General features: G+C 54.9%; 16 protein-coding genes and 1 riboswitch. Of the genes, 9 read left to right on the plus strand and 7 right to left on the minus strand.

Annotated features, from left to right (window positions below):
• Positions 1 to 5: 5 nt before the first annotated feature.
• Both ABOC97_RS06545 and ABOC97_RS06550 read right to left on the minus strand, forming a co-directional pair.
• A complete protein-coding gene (locus ABOC97_RS06545) occupies positions 6 to 1,247 on the minus strand; it encodes a multifunctional CCA addition/repair protein (protein WP_349595410.1) in 1,242 nt (413 codons plus the stop codon).
• Positions 1,248 to 1,338: 91 nt separating this feature from the next.
• Positions 1,339 to 1,959, minus strand: a complete 621-nt coding sequence (locus tag ABOC97_RS06550; protein ID WP_234508360.1) for a TIGR04211 family SH3 domain-containing protein — start codon at positions 1,957 to 1,959, stop codon at positions 1,339 to 1,341.
• Positions 1,960 to 2,193: 234 nt separating this feature from the next.
• On the opposite strand from ABOC97_RS06550, the gene ABOC97_RS06555 reads away from it, so the two are divergent.
• Genes ABOC97_RS06555 through hldE form a run of 3 tightly spaced genes read left to right on the plus strand, consistent with a single transcriptional unit; the run spans position 2,194 to position 7,838 of the window.
• On the plus strand, positions 2,194 to 3,495 hold the full coding sequence (locus ABOC97_RS06555; protein ID WP_349595414.1) for a CYTH domain-containing protein: 1,302 nt from the start codon (positions 2,194 to 2,196) through the stop codon (positions 3,493 to 3,495).
• Positions 3,496 to 3,516: 21 nt separating this feature from the next.
• Positions 3,517 to 6,357: a bifunctional [glutamate--ammonia ligase]-adenylyl-L-tyrosine phosphorylase/[glutamate--ammonia-ligase] adenylyltransferase gene (gene glnE / locus ABOC97_RS06560; RefSeq protein ID WP_349595417.1), complete on the plus strand. Its 2,841-nt coding sequence runs from the start codon at positions 3,517 to 3,519 to the stop codon at positions 6,355 to 6,357.
• Positions 6,358 to 6,404: 47 nt separating this feature from the next.
• Entirely contained in the window at positions 6,405 to 7,838 is a 1,434-nt protein-coding gene (hldE, locus tag ABOC97_RS06565) for a bifunctional D-glycero-beta-D-manno-heptose-7-phosphate kinase/D-glycero-beta-D-manno-heptose 1-phosphate adenylyltransferase HldE (RefSeq protein WP_349595420.1), read from the plus strand.
• A gap of 56 nt (positions 7,839 to 7,894) precedes the next feature.
• Here hldE and ubiK read toward each other — a convergent pair whose 3' ends face one another.
• Positions 7,895 to 8,164 carry a ubiquinone biosynthesis accessory factor UbiK gene (gene ubiK / locus ABOC97_RS06570; protein ID WP_349595422.1) on the minus strand — a complete coding sequence of 90 codons (270 nt, stop codon included), beginning with the start codon at positions 8,162 to 8,164 and terminating at the stop codon, positions 7,895 to 7,897.
• 121 nt (positions 8,165 to 8,285) lie between these two features.
• Positions 8,286 to 8,436: riboswitch (FMN riboswitch) on the plus strand.
• A gap of 105 nt (positions 8,437 to 8,541) precedes the next feature.
• Between ubiK and ribB the strand changes: the two genes are divergently transcribed.
• Entirely contained in the window at positions 8,542 to 9,195 is a 654-nt protein-coding gene (ribB, locus tag ABOC97_RS06575; RefSeq protein ID WP_349595425.1) for a 3,4-dihydroxy-2-butanone-4-phosphate synthase, read from the plus strand.
• 54 nt (positions 9,196 to 9,249) lie between these two features.
• On the opposite strand, the gene zupT is transcribed toward ribB, so the two are convergent.
• A complete protein-coding gene (zupT, locus tag ABOC97_RS06580) occupies positions 9,250 to 10,023 on the minus strand; it encodes a zinc transporter ZupT (protein WP_061284378.1) in 774 nt (257 codons plus the stop codon).
• A 194-nt stretch (positions 10,024 to 10,217) separates the two neighbouring features.
• Here zupT and ygiD point away from each other — a divergent pair, with 194 nt between their 5' ends.
• Positions 10,218 to 11,006, plus strand: coding sequence for a 4,5-DOPA-extradiol-dioxygenase (gene ygiD / locus ABOC97_RS06585; RefSeq protein ID WP_349595429.1), 789 nt, complete (start codon positions 10,218 to 10,220; stop codon positions 11,004 to 11,006).
• Between the two features lie 3 nt (positions 11,007 to 11,009).
• Here ygiD and ABOC97_RS06590 read toward each other — a convergent pair whose 3' ends face one another.
• The 3 genes from ABOC97_RS06590 to tolC form a co-directional block, all read right to left on the minus strand.
• A complete protein-coding gene (locus ABOC97_RS06590) occupies positions 11,010 to 12,170 on the minus strand; it encodes a glutathionylspermidine synthase family protein (RefSeq protein WP_349595432.1) in 1,161 nt (386 codons plus the stop codon).
• Between the two features lie 5 nt (positions 12,171 to 12,175).
• A complete protein-coding gene (locus ABOC97_RS06595; protein ID WP_234508732.1) occupies positions 12,176 to 12,859 on the minus strand; it encodes a DUF1190 family protein in 684 nt (227 codons plus the stop codon).
• A 182-nt stretch (positions 12,860 to 13,041) separates the two neighbouring features.
• A complete protein-coding gene (tolC, locus tag ABOC97_RS06600) occupies positions 13,042 to 14,469 on the minus strand; it encodes an outer membrane channel protein TolC (protein WP_349595538.1) in 1,428 nt (475 codons plus the stop codon).
• 210 nt (positions 14,470 to 14,679) lie between these two features.
• Between tolC and nudF the strand changes: the two genes are divergently transcribed.
• The 4 genes from nudF (at position 14,680) to yqiA (ending at position 17,228) form a co-directional block, all read left to right on the plus strand.
• Positions 14,680 to 15,312, plus strand: coding sequence for an ADP-ribose diphosphatase (gene nudF, locus ABOC97_RS06605; protein WP_234508733.1), 633 nt, complete (start codon positions 14,680 to 14,682; stop codon positions 15,310 to 15,312).
• The gene (locus ABOC97_RS06610) at positions 15,309 to 15,734 is read left to right on the plus strand and encodes a DUF1249 family protein (RefSeq protein WP_112202397.1); all 426 of its coding nucleotides are present in this window, start codon (positions 15,309 to 15,311) and stop codon (positions 15,732 to 15,734) included. Before nudF ends, ABOC97_RS06610 begins: the two co-directional genes overlap by 4 nt.
• A gap of 91 nt (positions 15,735 to 15,825) precedes the next feature.
• Positions 15,826 to 16,653, plus strand: a complete 828-nt coding sequence (gene cpdA, locus ABOC97_RS06615; RefSeq protein WP_349595436.1) for a 3',5'-cyclic-AMP phosphodiesterase — start codon at positions 15,826 to 15,828, stop codon at positions 16,651 to 16,653.
• The gene (yqiA, locus tag ABOC97_RS06620; protein ID WP_349595439.1) at positions 16,653 to 17,228 is read left to right on the plus strand and encodes an esterase YqiA; all 576 of its coding nucleotides are present in this window, start codon (positions 16,653 to 16,655) and stop codon (positions 17,226 to 17,228) included. Before cpdA ends, yqiA begins: the two co-directional genes overlap by 1 nt.
• Positions 17,229 to 17,252: the final 24 nt, after the last annotated feature.

Genomic DNA, 17,252 nt, shown 5'->3' on the forward strand with positions numbered 1-17,252 from the left:
TGCCCTCAGTCTTTTGGCTGGGGGCAACGTTTTTCCTTCCAGTTTGCCACCGCCTGAATTCGGCGTTTCGTCAACTCCTCGCGAATTTCCGGGCCTTTAAATCCAGCCTCGATAACCTCTTTGTTACCCACGCTTTTGGCGACTTCCCACGCTTCGCGCAGCAGCCGTCCTTGCGGATAATCACAGGCTTCAAAATGGGTACGGCCACGAACGTCGGCTTCACTGGTGAGCGCTATCTGTTCGACGCGCTGTGGCTTGCGCCAGGCATCGATAGAGTCAAACAGCTTGACCAGCGTTTTCGGCTGCAGGATGGGCAGGGTATGGATGAGGTCGTGGAATTCGGCAACCAGCTTCGCCAGATCGCGCATTTCATTAGGCACCTTCAGGCGCAGGCTTAATTGCTCAACCAGCTTTACGCCCGCTGGGCCGTGGCCGTGGTGACGTGGCCAAAACTCTTTTGGCGTCAGCCCCTTGCCCAGGTCGTGGCAGAGCGTGGCGAAGCGCACGTCAATGTCCGGGCTGAGCATTGCCGCCATAGTGAGCGTCATCAGCGTATGAACGCCGGTATCAATTTCCGGGTGCCATTTCGCTGGAGCGGGAACGCCGTACAGTGCGTCGATTTCTGGAAACAGGACTTTCAACGCGCCACAGTCGCGCAGGGTCTGGAAGAATACCTGTGGGTTGCGAGTGCCGAGGGCATTTTCCGTCTCTTTCCACACCCGCTCTGGCGTCAGGTGCGCCAGCTCACCGGCGTCGGTCATCTCGCGCATCAGCGCCATGGTCTCGTCGGCAATACGGAAGCTTAAATGGGCGTAACGCGCGGCAAAGCGCGCCACGCGCAAAACGCGCAGCGGGTCTTCACCAAAGGCGGGGGAAACATGGCGCAGAATGCGCAACTCAAGATCGCGGCGACCGCCGTAGGGATCGATAATCGTCCCATCGGCGTCTTCGGCCAGCGCATTGACGGTTAAGTCCCGACGTAGCAAGTCCTGCTCCAGCGTGACGTCTGGCGCAGCGTAGCAGGTAAAACCGGTATAACCAGAACCTGACTTTCGCTCGGTGCGGGCGAGCGCGTATTCTTCGTGGCTGTTGGGATGTAAAAATACGGGAAAGTCGCGGCCTACCTGTTGATAGCCCGCGTCGAGCATTTGCTGCGGCGTGGCGCCGACAACAACCCAATCTTTATCTTTGACCGGTAGACCTAACAACCCGTCCCGAACTGCACCACCGACCAGATAACTCTTCACGCCACGCTTCTCCTCATCATTTTCTTTCTGATAATACGAAAGAAGTGCCGATAAGGCGAATTATCCCCTGCCAAAGGCGCAGGGGAATGGCTTAGTTCATCCAGCGATCTTTACGTTTACGGCTTGGAATGATGTGTGGCAGCACCAGACCGAGCAGCAGGCCGATACCCAGCACGCCGCCGCCATACATAAACCACTGCATGATGATGGTGCGCTGTTTGTCATCCAACTGAAGATTGGCTGCGTTCACTTTTTTCTGCGCGACGATGAGCTCGTTCTTCAGCTTCTGGTTTTCGTTTTTCAAACCGTTAATGACGCTATCGCTCTCAGCGACCTTTTTCTGCATTTCTGCGGTGCGTTGGTTCCAGGTGGTGTCGATATTGTTGAGCTTGTCGGTCAGGGTTTTGACCTGGTTTTCCAGATCCGGCACACGAGTTCGCAGGCTTGGCGTTGCGGTCAGCTCTTTTAGTGGGATCCACGCCGTACGGCCGTTGCTGTCGCGCACCTGGCCATATTGAGTATTGTCGTTGGTCTGCAACAACGTGACTTCTTCACCGGCATTCAGGGAGCCAGCAAGACGATAATTATCGCCCGGGCCGCTGCGTACCCAGGTGTTCAGTTCGTCAGAAACATAACGCTTTTCATCAGCGTGGGCGATGGTTGAAGCGGTAAGTGTCAGTAAAGTAATGGCAACTAAGCGTAATTTTGGCATCAGATCATCGTTTTTGTCATATAAGTGGAACGATAGTAGTGGCAACAGTCTGACGACGCAAAGCATTCTGCGGTAATCGGAATCCTCCAGGAGAAAAAACCGGCGTCTGCTGTCCACCTGACAAATTGCGCATTGCATGGCAATTTGTCGCAAAATACTATGTACTGACAAAAAGAATACCTATAAGTTCGCCATAAAGGTATTTCCGGGCAACGAAACCAAAAGAATTCAATCATGGCTCAAGAAATCGAATTAAAATTTATCGTCGATGACGCTGGCGTTGATGCGCTACGCAACCACCTGCAAACGCTGAATGCAGAGCACACCCCGCCGGGGCAGTTGCTGAATATCTATTACGAAACCGCCGATAACTGGCTGCGCCGCCATGATATGGGGCTGCGCATTCGTGGTGATAATGGTCGTTATGAGATGACCATGAAAATCGCTGGTCGTACCGTTGGCGGTTTGCATCAGCGTCCTGAATACAATATTGCGATTAGCACGCCGGAGCTGGCGCTCGAAAAGCTGCCGCTTGAAGTCTGGCCAAATAGCGAAATGCCGCAAGGGCTGGCAGAGCAGCTTAACCCGCTGTTCAGCACTGATTTCTATCGTGAAAAATGGGTTGTCAGCCAGGGCAAAAGCCAGATTGAAATCGCACTGGATCAGGGCGAAGTTAAAGCCGGTGAACATCTGGAAGCTATTTGCGAGCTGGAGCTGGAACTGCTGAGCGGCGAAACTGCTGACGTGCTGGCGCTGGCTCAGCAACTGGCGCAAACCGGCCTGTTGCGTCAGGGCAGTCTGAGCAAAGCCGCCCGTGGATACCATCTGGCGCAGGGCAATCCTGAGCGCGAGATAAAACCGCTAACTATTTTAACGCTGCCGCCAAAAGCGACGGTGGGCCAGGCGTTCGAGGCCGCGCTGGAAAGCGCTCTCGCCCATTGGCAGTACCACGAAGAGCTGTGGCTGCGCGGTAAGACGAAGGCGAAAATCGAAGTGCTCAACGCCCAGGGGCTGATTCGCCACATTCTGACGCTGTTTGGCGGCATCGTGCCGCGCAAAGCGAGCGCTCAATTACGTGATGGTTTGACCCAGGTTGATGCGCTGATGGTCGGTAAGATTTCCGCTCACGACGCGGCGTTCAGCCGTGAAACGGCGTTAACCAAACTTGCCTTCACCGAATGGCTGGTGACGCGCGGCTGGCAGGCATTCCTTGATGCGAAAGCCGAAGCAAAAATGGCCGATTCGTTCAAACGTTTTGCCGATACCCACCTTTCTCGCCAGGCCGCCGAGCTGCGCACCACGTTTGCCTACCCGCTCGGCGATAGCTACGGCGATCAGCTGCCGCGTTTGACGCGCGATATCAACAGCGTGCAGATTCTGGCGGGTTACTACGACGCCGAGAAAGCCCAGCGCTGGCTGGCAAACTGGCAGGGCTTACGCCACGCCATCGAAACGCGCCAGCACATCGAAATTGAGCATTACCGCAACGAGGCACTGGCGGTCGAACCGTTCTGGCTACACAGCGGAAAACGTTAATTTACTTCAGGGAACCCGTGTATGACGCCGCTTTCTTCGCAGTTACAGCAGCACTGGCACACGCTAGTGGAGCGCGCTCCGGAAGATTTTCCAATCGCGACGCTCAGCGCAAATGCGCAGGCTGTTTTCACCTTCAGTGATTTTGTTCAGCAAAGTTTGATGGCGTATCCCGAGTGGCTGGCGTCGCTGGAAAGCGAACCACCGCAGGCGGATGAGTGGCGAGAATACGCGGGTTGGCTCGAAGCAGAGTTGGCCGAGGTTCATGATGAAACGGCGCTGATGCGCGCCCTACGAGTTTTTCGCCGTCGGGTGATGGTGCGTATTGCATGGTCGCAGGCGCTCTCGCTGGTCAGCGAAGAGGATACCCTCCAGCAGCTGAGCCATCTGGCAGAGACGCTGATCGTCCACGCGCGTAACTGGCTCTATGACGCCTGTTGTCGAGACTGGGGCACGCCGTGCAGCGCCGATGGCGTTCCGCAACCGCTGCTGATCCTCGGGATGGGCAAACTGGGGGGCGGTGAGCTCAACTTCTCCTCTGATATCGATCTGATTTTTGCCTGGCCTGAGCACGGCAGCACCCAGGGCGGACGTCGCGAGCTGGACAATGCCCAGTTCTTTACTCGCCTGGGACAGCGGCTGATTAAAGTGCTCGACCAGCCGACGCAGGATGGCTTTGTCTACCGCGTCGATATGCGTCTACGTCCGTTTGGCGATAGCGGCCCGCTGGTGCTGAGCTTTGCGGCGCTGGAAGATTATTACCAGGAGCAGGGGCGCGACTGGGAACGCTACGCGATGGTGAAAGCGCGGATTATGGGCGATGACGATGGCGTCTATACCGGCGAGCTACGCGCGATGCTGCGGCCGTTTGTGTTCCGCCGTTACATCGATTTCAGCGTGATCCAATCTTTACGTAATATGAAAGGGATGATCACCCGCGAAGTGCGTCGCCGGGGGCTGAAAGACAACATCAAGCTTGGCGCGGGTGGCATTCGCGAAATTGAATTTATTGTTCAGGTGTTCCAACTGATTCGCGGTGGGCGCGAACCATCGCTGCAAAGCCGATCGCTGCTGCCGACGTTGGCGGCGATTGAAGCGCTGCATTTGCTGTCCGAAACCGATGCGCAGGCGCTGCGTGCAGCCTATTTGTTCCTGCGCCGCCTGGAAAACCTGCTGCAAAGCATTAACGATGAACAGACGCAAACCCTGCCGGGTGATGATCTTAACCGCGCGCGCCTGGCGTGGGGGATGCATCTTGACGATTGGGCCGCGCTGACCGAGCGGCTCGATGCGCTGATGGGCGAAGTTCGCCGCGTCTTTAACGATCTCATCGGCGACGACGAAGAGTCGTCACAGGAAGAGCAGCTGTCGGAAGACTGGCGTGAATTGTGGCAGGACACGCTGCAGGAAGACGATACCCCTGCAGGGTTGATGCATCTCAGTAGCGATGACCGTCAGCGCGTGTTGTCGCAGATTGCTGATTTTCGCAAGGAGCTTGATAAGCGCACCATCGGCCCGCGCGGGCGCCAGGTACTGGATTCCCTGATGCCGCATCTGCTCAGCGAAGTGTGTGCGCGTGAGGATGCGCAGGTGCTGCTGACGCGCATTACGCCGCTGCTGAGTGGTATCGTCACCCGTACCACCTACCTTGAACTGCTGAGCGAATATCCCGGCGCATTAAAGCACCTTATTCGGCTGTGCGCCGCTTCGCCGATGGTGGCCAGCCAGCTAGCGCGTTATCCGCTGCTGCTGGATGAACTGCTGGATCCCAGCCGGTTATATCAACCGACAGCCACCGACGCCTATCGCGATGAGTTGCGCCAGTATCTGCTGCGCGTGCCGGAAGACGACGAAGAGCAGCAGTTAGAAGCGCTGCGCCAGTTTAAGCAGGCGCAGTTGCTGCACATTGCGGCAGCGGATATCGCCGGGACGCTGCCGGTGATGAAGGTGAGCGACCACCTCACCTGGCTTGCGGAAGCGATGATTGATGCGGTGGTTCAGCAGGCGTGGGTGCAAATGGTGGCACGTTACGGCCAGCCGACGCATCTGCGCGAGCGGAATGGTCGCGGCTTTGCGGTTATTGGCTACGGCAAGCTGGGTGGCTGGGAACTTGGCTATAGCTCGGATCTGGATCTGGTATTCCTCCACGATTGTCCAATCGATGCGATGACCGACGGCGAACGAGAAATTGACGGTCGCCAGTTCTATCTGCGTCTGGCGCAGCGAATTATGCACCTGTTTAGCACTCGCACTTCATCCGGTATTTTGTATGAAGTGGATGCCCGTCTGCGTCCATCCGGCGCGGCGGGGATGCTGGTGACGACCGCCGAAGCGTTTGCTGACTATCAACAGAATGAAGCGTGGACCTGGGAACATCAGGCGCTGGTACGCGCTCGCGTGGTCTACGGTGACCCGCAGCTACAGCGGCAGTTCGACGCTGTCCGTCGACAAATTGTGACCACCGCCCGTGACGGCGCGGTGCTGCAAACCGAAGTTCGCGAAATGCGCGAGAAAATGCGTGCCCACCTTGGTAGTAAGCAGCGCGATCGCTTCGATATCAAAACCGATGCCGGCGGGATTACCGACATTGAATTCATTACTCAGTATCTGGTACTGCGCTACGCTCACGACAAGCCGAAGCTAACCCGCTGGTCGGATAATGTGCGCATCCTTGAACTGCTGGCGCAAAACGACATTATGGATGAACAGGAAGCTCAGGCACTGACCCGCGCTTACACCACGCTGCGCGATGCGTTACACCATCTGGCGTTGCAGGAACTGCCGGGGAATGTCGATCTGGCAAGCTTTACCCGCGAACGCGAGCTGGTGAGCGCGAGCTGGCTGAAGTGGCTGGTTCAACCGTGAAATGTGCTATTATCGCGCCAAATTTTTGATTCTCTTTGGAGACACGAATGAAAGTAACGCTGCCGGAATTTGAACGCGCAGGAGTGATGGTGGTTGGCGATGTCATGTTGGATCGCTACTGGTATGGCCCAACCAGCCGTATTTCCCCGGAAGCCCCAGTGCCCGTGGTGAAAGTGGAAACTATCGAAGAACGTCCTGGCGGCGCGGCAAACGTGGCGATGAACATTGCCTCCCTGGGGGCGGGTTCTCGTCTTGTTGGCCTGACCGGTATTGATGATGCGGCGCGTGCGTTAAATAAAGCGCTGGCCGACGTGAACGTCAAATGCGATTTCGTCTCCGTGCCAACGCACCCAACCATCACTAAGCTGCGCGTGTTATCGCGCAATCAGCAGCTGATTCGTCTGGATTTTGAAGAGGGTTTTGCCGGCGTGGATCCACAGCCGCTGCATGACCGCATTCAAAGCGGTCTACCGAACGTTGGCGCGTTGGTGCTTTCCGATTATGCCAAAGGGGCGCTGGAGAGCGTGCAGCAGATGATTAAGCTGGCGCGTCAGGCGAAAGTGCCGGTGCTTATCGACCCGAAAGGTACTGATTTTGAACGCTATCGCGGCGCGACTCTATTGACGCCAAACCTTTCCGAGTTTGAAGCGGTCGTGGGCAAGTGCAAAACCGAAGAAGAGCTGGTGGAGCGTGGCATGCAGCTGATTGCCAACTTTGACCTCTCTGCGCTGCTGGTAACACGTTCCGAGCAGGGCATGACGCTGCTGCAACCGGGTAAAGCGCCGCTGCATCAGCCGACTCAGGCGCAGGAAGTGTACGACGTGACCGGTGCCGGTGATACGGTAATTGGCGTGCTGGCGGCAACGCTGGCGTCCGGTAAAACGCTGGAAGAAGCCTGCTTCTTTGCCAACGCGGCGGCAGGCGTCGTGGTCGGCAAGCTGGGGACTTCTACCGTTTCGCCAATCGAGCTGGAAAATGCCGTGCGCGGTCGTGCGGATACCGGTTTTGGCGTGATGAGCGAAGAAGAGCTGAAACAAGCGGTCGCCGCTGCGCGTCGTCGCGGTGAGAAAGTGGTAATGACCAACGGTGTGTTCGATATTCTGCACGCGGGCCACGTATCTTATCTGGCGAATGCGCGTAAGCTGGGCGATCGTCTGATCGTCGCGGTGAACAGCGATGCGTCAACCAAACGTCTGAAAGGTGAAACCCGTCCGGTGAACCCGCTGGATCAGCGCATGATCGTGCTGGGCGCGCTGGAGTCTGTCGATTGGGTGGTGTCGTTTGAAGAAGACACGCCGCAGCGTCTGATCGCCGGGATCTTGCCAGATCGTCTGGTGAAAGGCGGCGATTATAAGCCTGAGCAGATTGCCGGTAGCGAAGAAGTGTGGGCGAACGGCGGTGAAGTGCTGGTGTTGAACTTTGAAGATGGTTGCTCAACGACCAATATTATCAAGAAGATTCAGAAGGATAGTGAGAAGTAACGCTGACGCGTTGCTCTCACTTTAACCCTCTCCCCGTGTGGGAGAGGGGACGTGCTTTACTCTTTATCGTCTACAGCAGGTGCAGCTGCTCGGCTTTCCAGCTCGCTAATACGCTGCTCCAGCAGCGCCAGTTTTTCGCGGGTGCGCAGCAGAACCTGAGTCTGCACGTCAAACTCTTCGCGGCTTACCACGTCAAGGCGCGTCAGCTGTGACTGGATAACCTGACGAACTTTCTTCTCAATATCATCGCCAAACTCACGCAAACCTTTCGGCATGGATTCATGGACCTGGCGGGCGATTTGTTCAATTTTTTTCGGGTCGATCATCTGTGTTTCCCTGATTCTTTCGGCATTACCGCTATTGTAGTGGCTTCTCCCGGTGCGATAAACCAGAATTGTTCGAAGCTTATGCATTGCCGAAGATAATCAATAGCGTTATAGTAAGTACGCTTATTCTCAGGGCGGGGCGAAATTCCCCACCGGCGGTAAATCAGCTACGGCTGAAAGCCCGCGAGCGCTTCCTGTGTCCAACGGGAAGGTCAGCAGATCCGGTGTAATTCCGGGGCCGACGGTTAGAGTCCGGATGGGAGAGAGTAACGATCCAGTCGGGTTTATGCCCGCTCGCGTTATCTATTAGCCGTTTATCGGCACTCCTAAGACTGCCCTGATTCTGGTAACCATAATATTAATGAGGTTTTTTTACCATGAATCAGACGCTACTTTCCTCTTTTGGTACTTCTTTCGAACGCGTTGAAAACGCGCTGATTGCTCTGCGCGAAGGCCGCGGTGCGATGGTGCTGGACGACGAAGATCGCGAGAACGAAGGCGACATGATCTTTGCCGCCGAAAATATGACCGTTGAACAAATGGCGCTGACTATCCGTCACGGTAGCGGCATCGTTTGTCTGTGTTTGACCGATGAACGTCGTAAACAGCTGGAACTGCCGATGATGGTGGAAAACAACACCAGCGCTTACGGCACCGGTTTTACCGTTACCATCGAAGCAGCACACGGCGTGACCACCGGCGTTTCCGCCGCTGACCGCCTGACTACCGTTCGTGCAGCAATCGCCGACAACGCTAAGCCGTCAGACCTGAACCGTCCGGGCCACGTTTTCCCGCTGCGCGCGCAGCCGGGCGGCGTTTTGACCCGCGGTGGCCATACTGAAGCCACTATCGATCTGGTAAGCCTGGCAGGTTTTAAACCGGCTGGCGTTTTGTGTGAATTGACCAATGACGATGGCACCATGGCGCGCGCGCCGGAATGCATCAAGTTTGCGAAGGAACACAATATGGCGCTGGTGACTATCGAAGATCTGGTGGCCTACCGTCGTGAGCACGAGCGCAAAGCAAGTTAATTGCGCTCCCTTACGAAAAAGCCCGGCTCACTGTGCCGGGCTTTTTTATGGCTGTTAACCAATCCCCATCGACTGTAATGCCACCAGACTTAATCCCATCACCGACATCCCGCATAGCACGCCGTAGCTCGGGTTGTTGTTGGGATCGATCTCTTTAGCCAGCGGCATCAGTTCATCAACCGACAGCGCGACCATAATCCCGGCGACGGCGGCCATAATTGACGCCATCAGTACCGGTGACACCATGCTACCGAGAATCGCCCACGCCAGCACGCCGCCGAGGATTTCTGCCATACCGGAGATTCCCGCCCAGAATACCGCTTTGCGCTTTGACCCTGTGGCCGCATACACCGGCCCGGCGACCGCCAGCCCTTCCGGGATATTGTGCAGCGCCACGGCGAGCGCAATACCGAACCCCAGCTCTAAATTGTTGCTAGCGGTGACGAAGGTGGCTATCCCTTCCGGGAAGTTGTGCAGGCTGATCCCAAGGGTCAACAAGACCGCCGTGCGGCGGATATTGCGCGGCAGCGGCTGAGTGGTTTCTTGCATCAGATCTTGCGGATGAGCATGCGGCAGCGCGCGATCCAGCGCGAAGTAACCAATAAGCCCCACCACGAACATGCCGTAGCCTAACACCGGCGACATACCTTCGGTGCCAAGCGCCGCGGGCAGCATCTCCATCAGCGAGATCAGCAGCATAATCCCAGCGGCAAAACCGAGTGAAAAGGCCAAAACCCGATTTGACGGCTTTTGTCCAATAACACCAAGAATGGCGCCAATGAAGGTGGCAGCGCCTGCCAGTAATGTCAGAATCAGCGGTACCGACATCGCTTACTCCTTATGATAATGATTATCATTCATGATATTGGAATTCATCACGCCTGGCGAGAGGCGAATAGATTCTTTACTGCATCCTTACATTCAAATTTTCTGAAGATCATCATCACGCTTATCTGAGTTTATCCTCACGGAAAACAGGTTAATGTGGTGTTATTCAAATATGCCTCTGGAAGGATAACATCATGTCTCGTAGCCGAATGCCAGCACTGTTTTTAGGTCACGGTAGCCCGATGAACGTACTGGAAGATAACCTGTATACCCGTACCTGGCAGCACCTCGGTGAGACATTACCGCGGCCGAAAGCGATAGTCGTCGTCTCTGCGCACTGGTTTACCCGTGGTACGGGAGTCACGGCCATGGAAGCGCCTAAAACGATCCACGATTTTGGCGGTTTCCCACAGGCATTGTACGACACGCATTATCCGGCACCTGGCTCACCGGAGCTGGCGCAGAAGCTTGTGGAGCTGCTGTCACCGGTTCCTGTCGCGTTGGATACGGAAGCCTGGGGCTTTGACCACGGTTCATGGGGCGTGTTGATTAAGATGTACCCGAACGCGGATATCCCGATGGTGCAGTTGAGTATTGACAGCACCAAACCGGCTGCCTGGCATCTGGAGATGGGGCGCAAGTTGGCCAGTCTGCGCGATGAAGGCATTATGCTGGTGGCGAGTGGTAACGTAGTACATAACCTGCGTACCGCAAAATGGCACGGCGATTCCGCACCGTATCCGTGGGCCACGTCATTTAACGACTATGTTAAGGCGAATCTGCAATGGCAAGGGCCGGTTGAACAGCATCCGCTGGTGAACTATCTGCAGCATGAAGGCGGTTCGCTCTCTAACCCAACGGCGGATCACTTCCTGCCGCTGCTGTATGTTTTAGGTGCATGGGATGGAGAAGAACCCATCACGATCCCGGTAGATGGTATCGAAATGGGTTCCTTAAGCATGCTGTCGGTGCTGGTGGGCTAACGGTTACTCAACAAAAATGTGGGGATAGAAACGCGACAGATCCTGGGTGATCAGCGCTCTGTCCTCACGGATGCCAATCCCAGCTGGCTGATCGTTGATAAGCCAGCTGCCAATTAACATATAGCTATCGCCAAATTTTGGTAACTGATAGAACTGCTGCACGATCATCCCTTCTTCGCCGTACGGGCCTTCCACCTGTTCGATGGTTTTGCCGTTTTCGACGATCGAGATATTCGCCCCTTCGCGGGAGAAGATAGGCTTCACCACATACTTATCCATCGCGGGATAAGCGTCTTCGGCAAAGTAGGCAGGCAGCAGGTTCGGGTGATCCGGGAACATTTCCCAGAGCATCGGCAGCAGCGCCTTGTTGGAGATAATGCTCTTCCACGCCGGCTCCAGCCAGCGCACGCCAGCGTCTTCCAGCTTGGTGGAGAACATTTCACGCAGCATGTATTCCCAAGGATAGAGCTTGAACAGATTGCCGATAACCTGATCCTGCAGATCGGTAAACTGGCCTTTTTCGCCTAAACCAATTTCATCGATATAGAGGAACTCGGTGGCGACTTCCGCTTCGGCTGCGCAATCTTGCAAATACTGCACCGTACCGCGATCTTCCACGGTATCCTGGCAGCAGGTGAGATGCAGCAGTTGGAAACCGTGCTGCTCGCGCAGTTCGGTAAAGCGCTCGATTAACTTTTCTTGCAGGCTGTTGAACTGGTCGCTGCCTTCCGGTAGGTTGCCGGCGTTTAGCTGATCTTCCAGCCAAATCCATTGGAAGAACGCCGCTTCATACAGCGAAGTTGGTGTATCGGCGTTGTTCTCTAACAGCTTCGGTTCGCCGGTACCGTCCCACGCCAGATCGAGGCGTGAATAGAGCGAAGGCTGCTGGGTTTGCCATGACTGGCGGACGAAACTCCAGGTATGTTTTGGAATGCGGAACCTGGCCATCAGTTCATCGCTGGCTATAACGCGATCCACCACTTTCAGGCACAGCTGATGCAGTTCGGCGGTGACGTCTTCCAGCTTTTCTACCTGCGCGAGCGTCAGCTTGTAATAGGCCTCTTCACTCCAGTACGGTTCGCCATACATGGTGTGGAAGTTAAAACCATATTCAGTCGCTTTTTCACGCCAGTCTGGGCGTTCAACAATACTGACTCTTTCCATGATAATCAGCCGCCCATTGAACGGGAGGTGCTGCCCGTCGCGCTACGCTGCATGGTGGACTGCTTCGCCACGGACTCGCCAAAGCCGCCGCGGGTGACGGTGCTGGTGGTCGCAGGTCTTGGTGCCATCGCAGTTTTCGGTACGTTCATAGAACGACCCGGCTGCGCGGCGCCGTAGTTTTTACCGCCTGCATCGGTGTATTTACCGTAGGCCGGGCTGGATGGGTTTTTCGAGGTGAAGACAGGCTGTTGCTGGTAGCCGCCCATGCCGCCGCTCATCATACGACCCATCATGTAACCTGCCATCAACGGCATCCAGAAGCTGCCGCTGCTCTGATTCTGCGCCTGAGCCTGGCCTTCGCCGGTTGGCGCCATGCCAGCCTGAGCAGGTGCCTGCTGGCACTGGCCTTCACCGAATTCGGCTACGCAGTCTTCACGGCTGGCGTATTTCGGCGCGGTGCGCTCGGCTTCTTTCAAGGCGTTGTTATAGGTGGTTGTACATTCCGCGCTTTTGCTCGGGTTGGCTGCAGAGCAATCATCCGCATTCTGATACAGCGTCACGGTTTCGTCGCTCTTCTCACAGCCCGCTAGCATGAATACGGCGGTAACGGCGAGTGCAACCGGCGTTAAATGGCGTGCACCCCAGCTTTTACGAAAAGCAGCGTGCTGAATATTGTTTGTCCGTTTCATTTTAATCTTCCTGGACCCAGTAGAGTGGTATTGCAATAGCGCTCAGGATAGTGGATGAGTGGTTGAAAATGAAGCTAAGAAGGGGATAAAGCGGGGGATCTTTACGTTGCCTTACGTTGAGAGGGCTGAAAAAAAGGGTTCGCACGATGCGAACCCTTATTCTGGCAATCTAGCGCGAGTACTTAGCGAATGCGCGCTTTGCTGGTTGCGCCAGAGGTGTAACCATCAGCGGCGGCATCCTGCTGCGCGTTTTCTGGCGCAATGCTTGCGTTCGCTGTGGAAACTGGTTTGCCGAGCGTATTGTTCAGCGCCAGCAGATCCTGCTCGTTAAGCGTACCCAGCGCTGATTTAATATTCAGCTGATTGATCAGGTAGTTATAACGTGCGCTGGAGAGCTGTTGCTTAGCGTTATACAGGGTCGTGGTCGCATCCAATACGTCAACAATAGTACGCGTGCCGACGGAGTAACCCGCTTCCATCGCGTCTAAAGAACTCTGCGCAGAAACAACGGCCTGTTTATAGGCGTTGATGCTGCTGATAGAGGCGTTAACGTTATTAAAGGAAGAACGGACGGTCTGCACCACGGAACGGTGGGCACTTTCCAGTTGCTCGCTAGCACCGACGAAGTTGTACTGCGCCTGTTTGACCTGCGAGTTAACCATCCCGCCCTGATACAGCGGCAGGGAGAAGCTCAGGCCAATTTTGTTCTGCCCGGCGTCGTTATCGTTGTAGCTACCGGTACCGTTAGTTTTGGAGCCGCTGTAAGAGGTGTTAGACACCCCGGTAGAGGCGGTTAAATCCAGCGTTGGCAGATGGCCATCTTGGGCCAGACGAATCTGCTCACGCGCCAGATCCTGGCTCAGACGAGCCTGTAACAGAGACAGGTTGCGGTTTTCGGCTTCTTTCAGCAGCGCATTCACGCCCTGTGGTTTATCGGTTTTAAAGCCGTCAACGTTCAGTGAAGCCAGTTCTGGGTAGTAGTTACCGGTGACCTGACGCAGCGATTCAACGGCGTTGTCGAGGTTGTTACGCGCGGTCACTTCGTTCGCCAGGACGGTATCGTACTGTGAACGGGCGTTCTGCACGTCGGTAATTGCTACCAGACCCACGTTAAAACGCTGAGTTGTCTGATCTAACTGGCGGTAAATCGCTTGTTTCTGCGCTTCGGTATAGGAGAGCGAGTCGATAGCGCTCAGCACGTTGAAGTACGCCGTAGCGGTATTGAGGATCAGGGTTTGCTGATCGGTCTGATACGTTACGTCCTGAATGCCTGCCGATTTCTCTTGCAGGGTCAGAGCACGCCATTTGGACATATCAAACAGGCTTTGCGTTAACTGCAGCGAACCGCTGGTGACGTTAGAGTTCACGCCGTTGCTGTCGCGGAAGCCGTTGGTATAGTTATAATCTGCACCTAAACCTAACTGCGGTAACAGAGGGCTGCGCGCTTCGTTGATTTTCTCGAACGCAGCATCACGATCTGCGGCAGATTTGCGGAGATCTGGGTTACTGGTACGTGCCTGCTGATACACCTGTAACAGGTTCTCTGCCTGGCTCATTGTACTGAAACCCGTAAGGCTCAGACCAATAAGGATGGGGAGCAATTTCTTCATTTGCATTTGCATTCCTTGTTGTGAAGCTTAGCGCTGATCTAATTCACAGAAAAAATATTCGCCGATTGTACCAGAGTCTGCCACGTTAAAAAGTTGTCGTAATGTGCCATCTGGCGTTAATTTGCACCAATCTACCATAGAGTTAGTGGATTCTTTGACCCACCAACTTTAAATCCATAATTTCAACACAATCACTGCATAGGCCTGTCCATGACAAAAACAGTTAACCCAGTGGCAACGCTCTCGAAAAATGATGTAGAAATTATTGCACGAGAAACGGTATATCGCGGTTTTTTTTCGCTTGATGTATACCGTTTTCGCCATCGCTTGTTTAACGGCGAGATGAGCGGTGAGGTTAGACGCGAAATTTTTGAGCGCGGTCATGCCGCAGTCTTGCTACCCTTTGACCCAGTGCGTGATGAAGTAGTGCTGGTTGAGCAAATTCGCATTGCCGCCTATGACACCAGCGAAACGCCTTATCTGCTGGAGATGGTTGCCGGCATGATAGAAGAAGGGGAAACCGTCGAAGACGTTGCTCGCCGGGAAGCGCAGGAGGAAGCGGGGTTGAATGTGGGCCGCGTGAAGGAGTGCCTCAGCTATCTGGCAAGTCCTGGGGGCACCAGTGAACGTCTGACTATTATGGTCGGTGAAGTCGATGCGACAACGGCCAAAGGTATTCATGGGCTGGCGGAAGAACACGAAGATATTCGGGTTCATGTGGTAAGCCGGGAGTTCGCTTATCAATGCGTAGAGGATGGAAAAATTGACAACGCAGCGTCTGTCATCGCTTTGCAATGGCTACAGCTGCATTATCAGGACTTACGAAAAGAGTGGATCAAATGAAGCGATATACGCCTGACTTCCCAGAAATGATGCGCCTGTGCGAGACCAACTTCGCACAATTGCGTCGCTTGTTGCCGCGCGTTGATGAAGCCGGTGAAACGGTGAACTATCAGGTGGCTAATGCGCAATATCGCTTAACGATAGTCGAATCGACTCGCTACACTACGCTGGTGACGATTGAACAAACGCTGCCTGCGGTAAGCTACTGGAGCCTGCCGTCGATGACGGTTCGGCTGTATCATGATGCGATGGTGGCTGAAGTGTGTTCAAGTCAGCAGATCTTTCGCTTCAAAGCGCGGTATGATTATCCAAATAAAAAGTTGCATCAACGCGACGAAAAGCATCAAATTAATCAGTTTTTGGCCGATTGGCTTAGATTCTGTTTAGCACATGGAGCGATGGCGATTCCGGTTTGTACATAGCACCCTTCAGGTGGCATTGATGACGCTGCCAGCGAGAAGTCGCCTGAGAGGATGCCGTGTATGTTTGCATCGTGAAACCTAAGGACACCATTTGGAAAGCCTTTTAAACCTTCCTCTGGCTGGTGGGGCCAGTGTCAGGGTACTGCAAGTTACTGATACTCACCTGTTTGCCCAGAAGGATGAAACGCTGTTAGGGGTGAATACCTGGGAAAGCTACCACGCCGTCTTGCAGGCCATTCATGCCTCGGCGCGTGATGTAGACCTGGTGGTTGCAACTGGCGATTTAGCGCAGGACCACTCATCCGCGGCCTATCAGCACTTTGCTGATGGCATCGCGAGTTTTTCTGCACCTTGCGTTTGGTTGCCGGGCAATCACGATTTTCAGCCTTCAATGTACAGTACGCTGCAGGAGGCTGGTATTTCATCGGCGAAGCGCGTACTGATCGGTGAGCGCTGGCAGATCTTGCTGCTGGACAGCCAGGTTTTCGGTGTGCCTCATGGTGAGCTGAGCGACTTTCAGCTGGAATGGCTGGAGAAACGTCTGGCGGAAGCCTCTGAGCGTTACACGTTGCTGCTGCTGCACCATCATCCTCTACCTTCGGGCTGTAGCTGGCTGGATCAACACAGCTTGCGTAATGCCGGGGCGCTGGATGGCGTACTGGCACGTTACCCACGAGTGAAACATCTGCTCTGCGGCCATATCCATCAGGAGCTGGACGTTGACTGGAACGGTCGTCGTATTATGGCGACGCCATCGACCTGCGTGCAGTTTAAACCGCATTGTTCGAACTTTACCCTGGATACCGTTTCTCCCGGCTGGCGCTGGTTGGAGTTACACGATGATGGCTCATTAACCACCGAAGTCTGCCGTCTGGCCGGGGTGGAATTCCATCCTGACACCGCATCTGAAGGCTATTGATGTCAACGCTTCTCTATCTGCACGGATTCAACAGCTCCCCGTGGTCGGCGAAAGCCACTGCGCTTAAGCAGTGGCTGGCAGAGCACTATCCCAATGTGAACATGCTCATTCCGCAGTTGCCGGCTTATCCGGCGCAAGCAGCCGAAATGCTTGAAGCGCTGGTACTGAAAAACGGCGGTGAGCCACTCGGTATCGTCGGGTCGTCACTTGGGGGGTATTACGCCACCTGGCTGTCACAATGCTTCATGCTGCCTGCGGTAGTCGTCAACCCGGCGATGAGGCCGTTTGAGCTGCTGACGAATTTTCTTGGCCCGAACGAGAATCCCTACACCGGCCAACAATATGTGCTAGAGTCTCGCCATATTTACGATCTCAAAGTGATGCAAATTGATCCCCTTGAGGCGCCGGATCTTATCTGGTTGCTTCAACAAACCGGCGACGAAGTTCTTGATTATCGCCAGGCCGTGGACTATTTCGCCTCCTGTCGACAAACGGTCGAGGAGGGCGGTAATCATGCATTCACCGGCTTTGAAGATCACTTCACACAGATTATCGATTTTCTGGGGTTGCATTAAGCAACGCCAACTACCTACGAATAG

Origin of the sequence: Kluyvera huaxiensis (assembly GCF_040149365.1) — a bacterium.
GTDB lineage: Bacteria > Pseudomonadota > Gammaproteobacteria > Enterobacterales > Enterobacteriaceae > Kluyvera > Kluyvera intermedia_A.

Bases quoted from the DNA above. Each gene is read 5' to 3' on its own strand.
- ABOC97_RS06550 (WP_234508360.1), bottom strand. From the start codon at position 1,959: ATGCCAAAATTACGCTTAGTTGCCATTACTTTACTGACACTTACCGCT.
- ABOC97_RS06555 (WP_349595414.1), top strand. From the start codon at position 2,194: ATGGCTCAAGAAATCGAATTAAAATTTATCGTCGATGACGCTGGCGTT.
- glnE (WP_349595417.1), top strand. From the start codon at position 3,517: ATGACGCCGCTTTCTTCGCAGTTACAGCAGCACTGGCACACGCTAGTG.
- hldE (WP_349595420.1), top strand. From the start codon at position 6,405: ATGAAAGTAACGCTGCCGGAATTTGAACGCGCAGGAGTGATGGTGGTT.
- ubiK (WP_349595422.1), bottom strand. From the start codon at position 8,164: ATGATCGACCCGAAAAAAATTGAACAAATCGCCCGCCAGGTCCATGAA.
- ribB (WP_349595425.1), top strand. From the start codon at position 8,542: ATGAATCAGACGCTACTTTCCTCTTTTGGTACTTCTTTCGAACGCGTT.
- zupT (WP_061284378.1), bottom strand. From the start codon at position 10,023: ATGTCGGTACCGCTGATTCTGACATTACTGGCAGGCGCTGCCACCTTC.
- ygiD (WP_349595429.1), top strand. From the start codon at position 10,218: ATGTCTCGTAGCCGAATGCCAGCACTGTTTTTAGGTCACGGTAGCCCG.
- ABOC97_RS06590 (WP_349595432.1), bottom strand. From the start codon at position 12,170: ATGGAAAGAGTCAGTATTGTTGAACGCCCAGACTGGCGTGAAAAAGCG.
- ABOC97_RS06595 (WP_234508732.1), bottom strand. From the start codon at position 12,859: ATGAAACGGACAAACAATATTCAGCACGCTGCTTTTCGTAAAAGCTGG.
- tolC (WP_349595538.1), bottom strand. From the start codon at position 14,469: ATGAAGAAATTGCTCCCCATCCTTATTGGTCTGAGCCTTACGGGTTTC.
- nudF (WP_234508733.1), top strand. From the start codon at position 14,680: ATGACAAAAACAGTTAACCCAGTGGCAACGCTCTCGAAAAATGATGTA.
- ABOC97_RS06610 (WP_112202397.1), top strand. From the start codon at position 15,309: ATGAAGCGATATACGCCTGACTTCCCAGAAATGATGCGCCTGTGCGAG.
- yqiA (WP_349595439.1), top strand. From the start codon at position 16,653: ATGTCAACGCTTCTCTATCTGCACGGATTCAACAGCTCCCCGTGGTCG.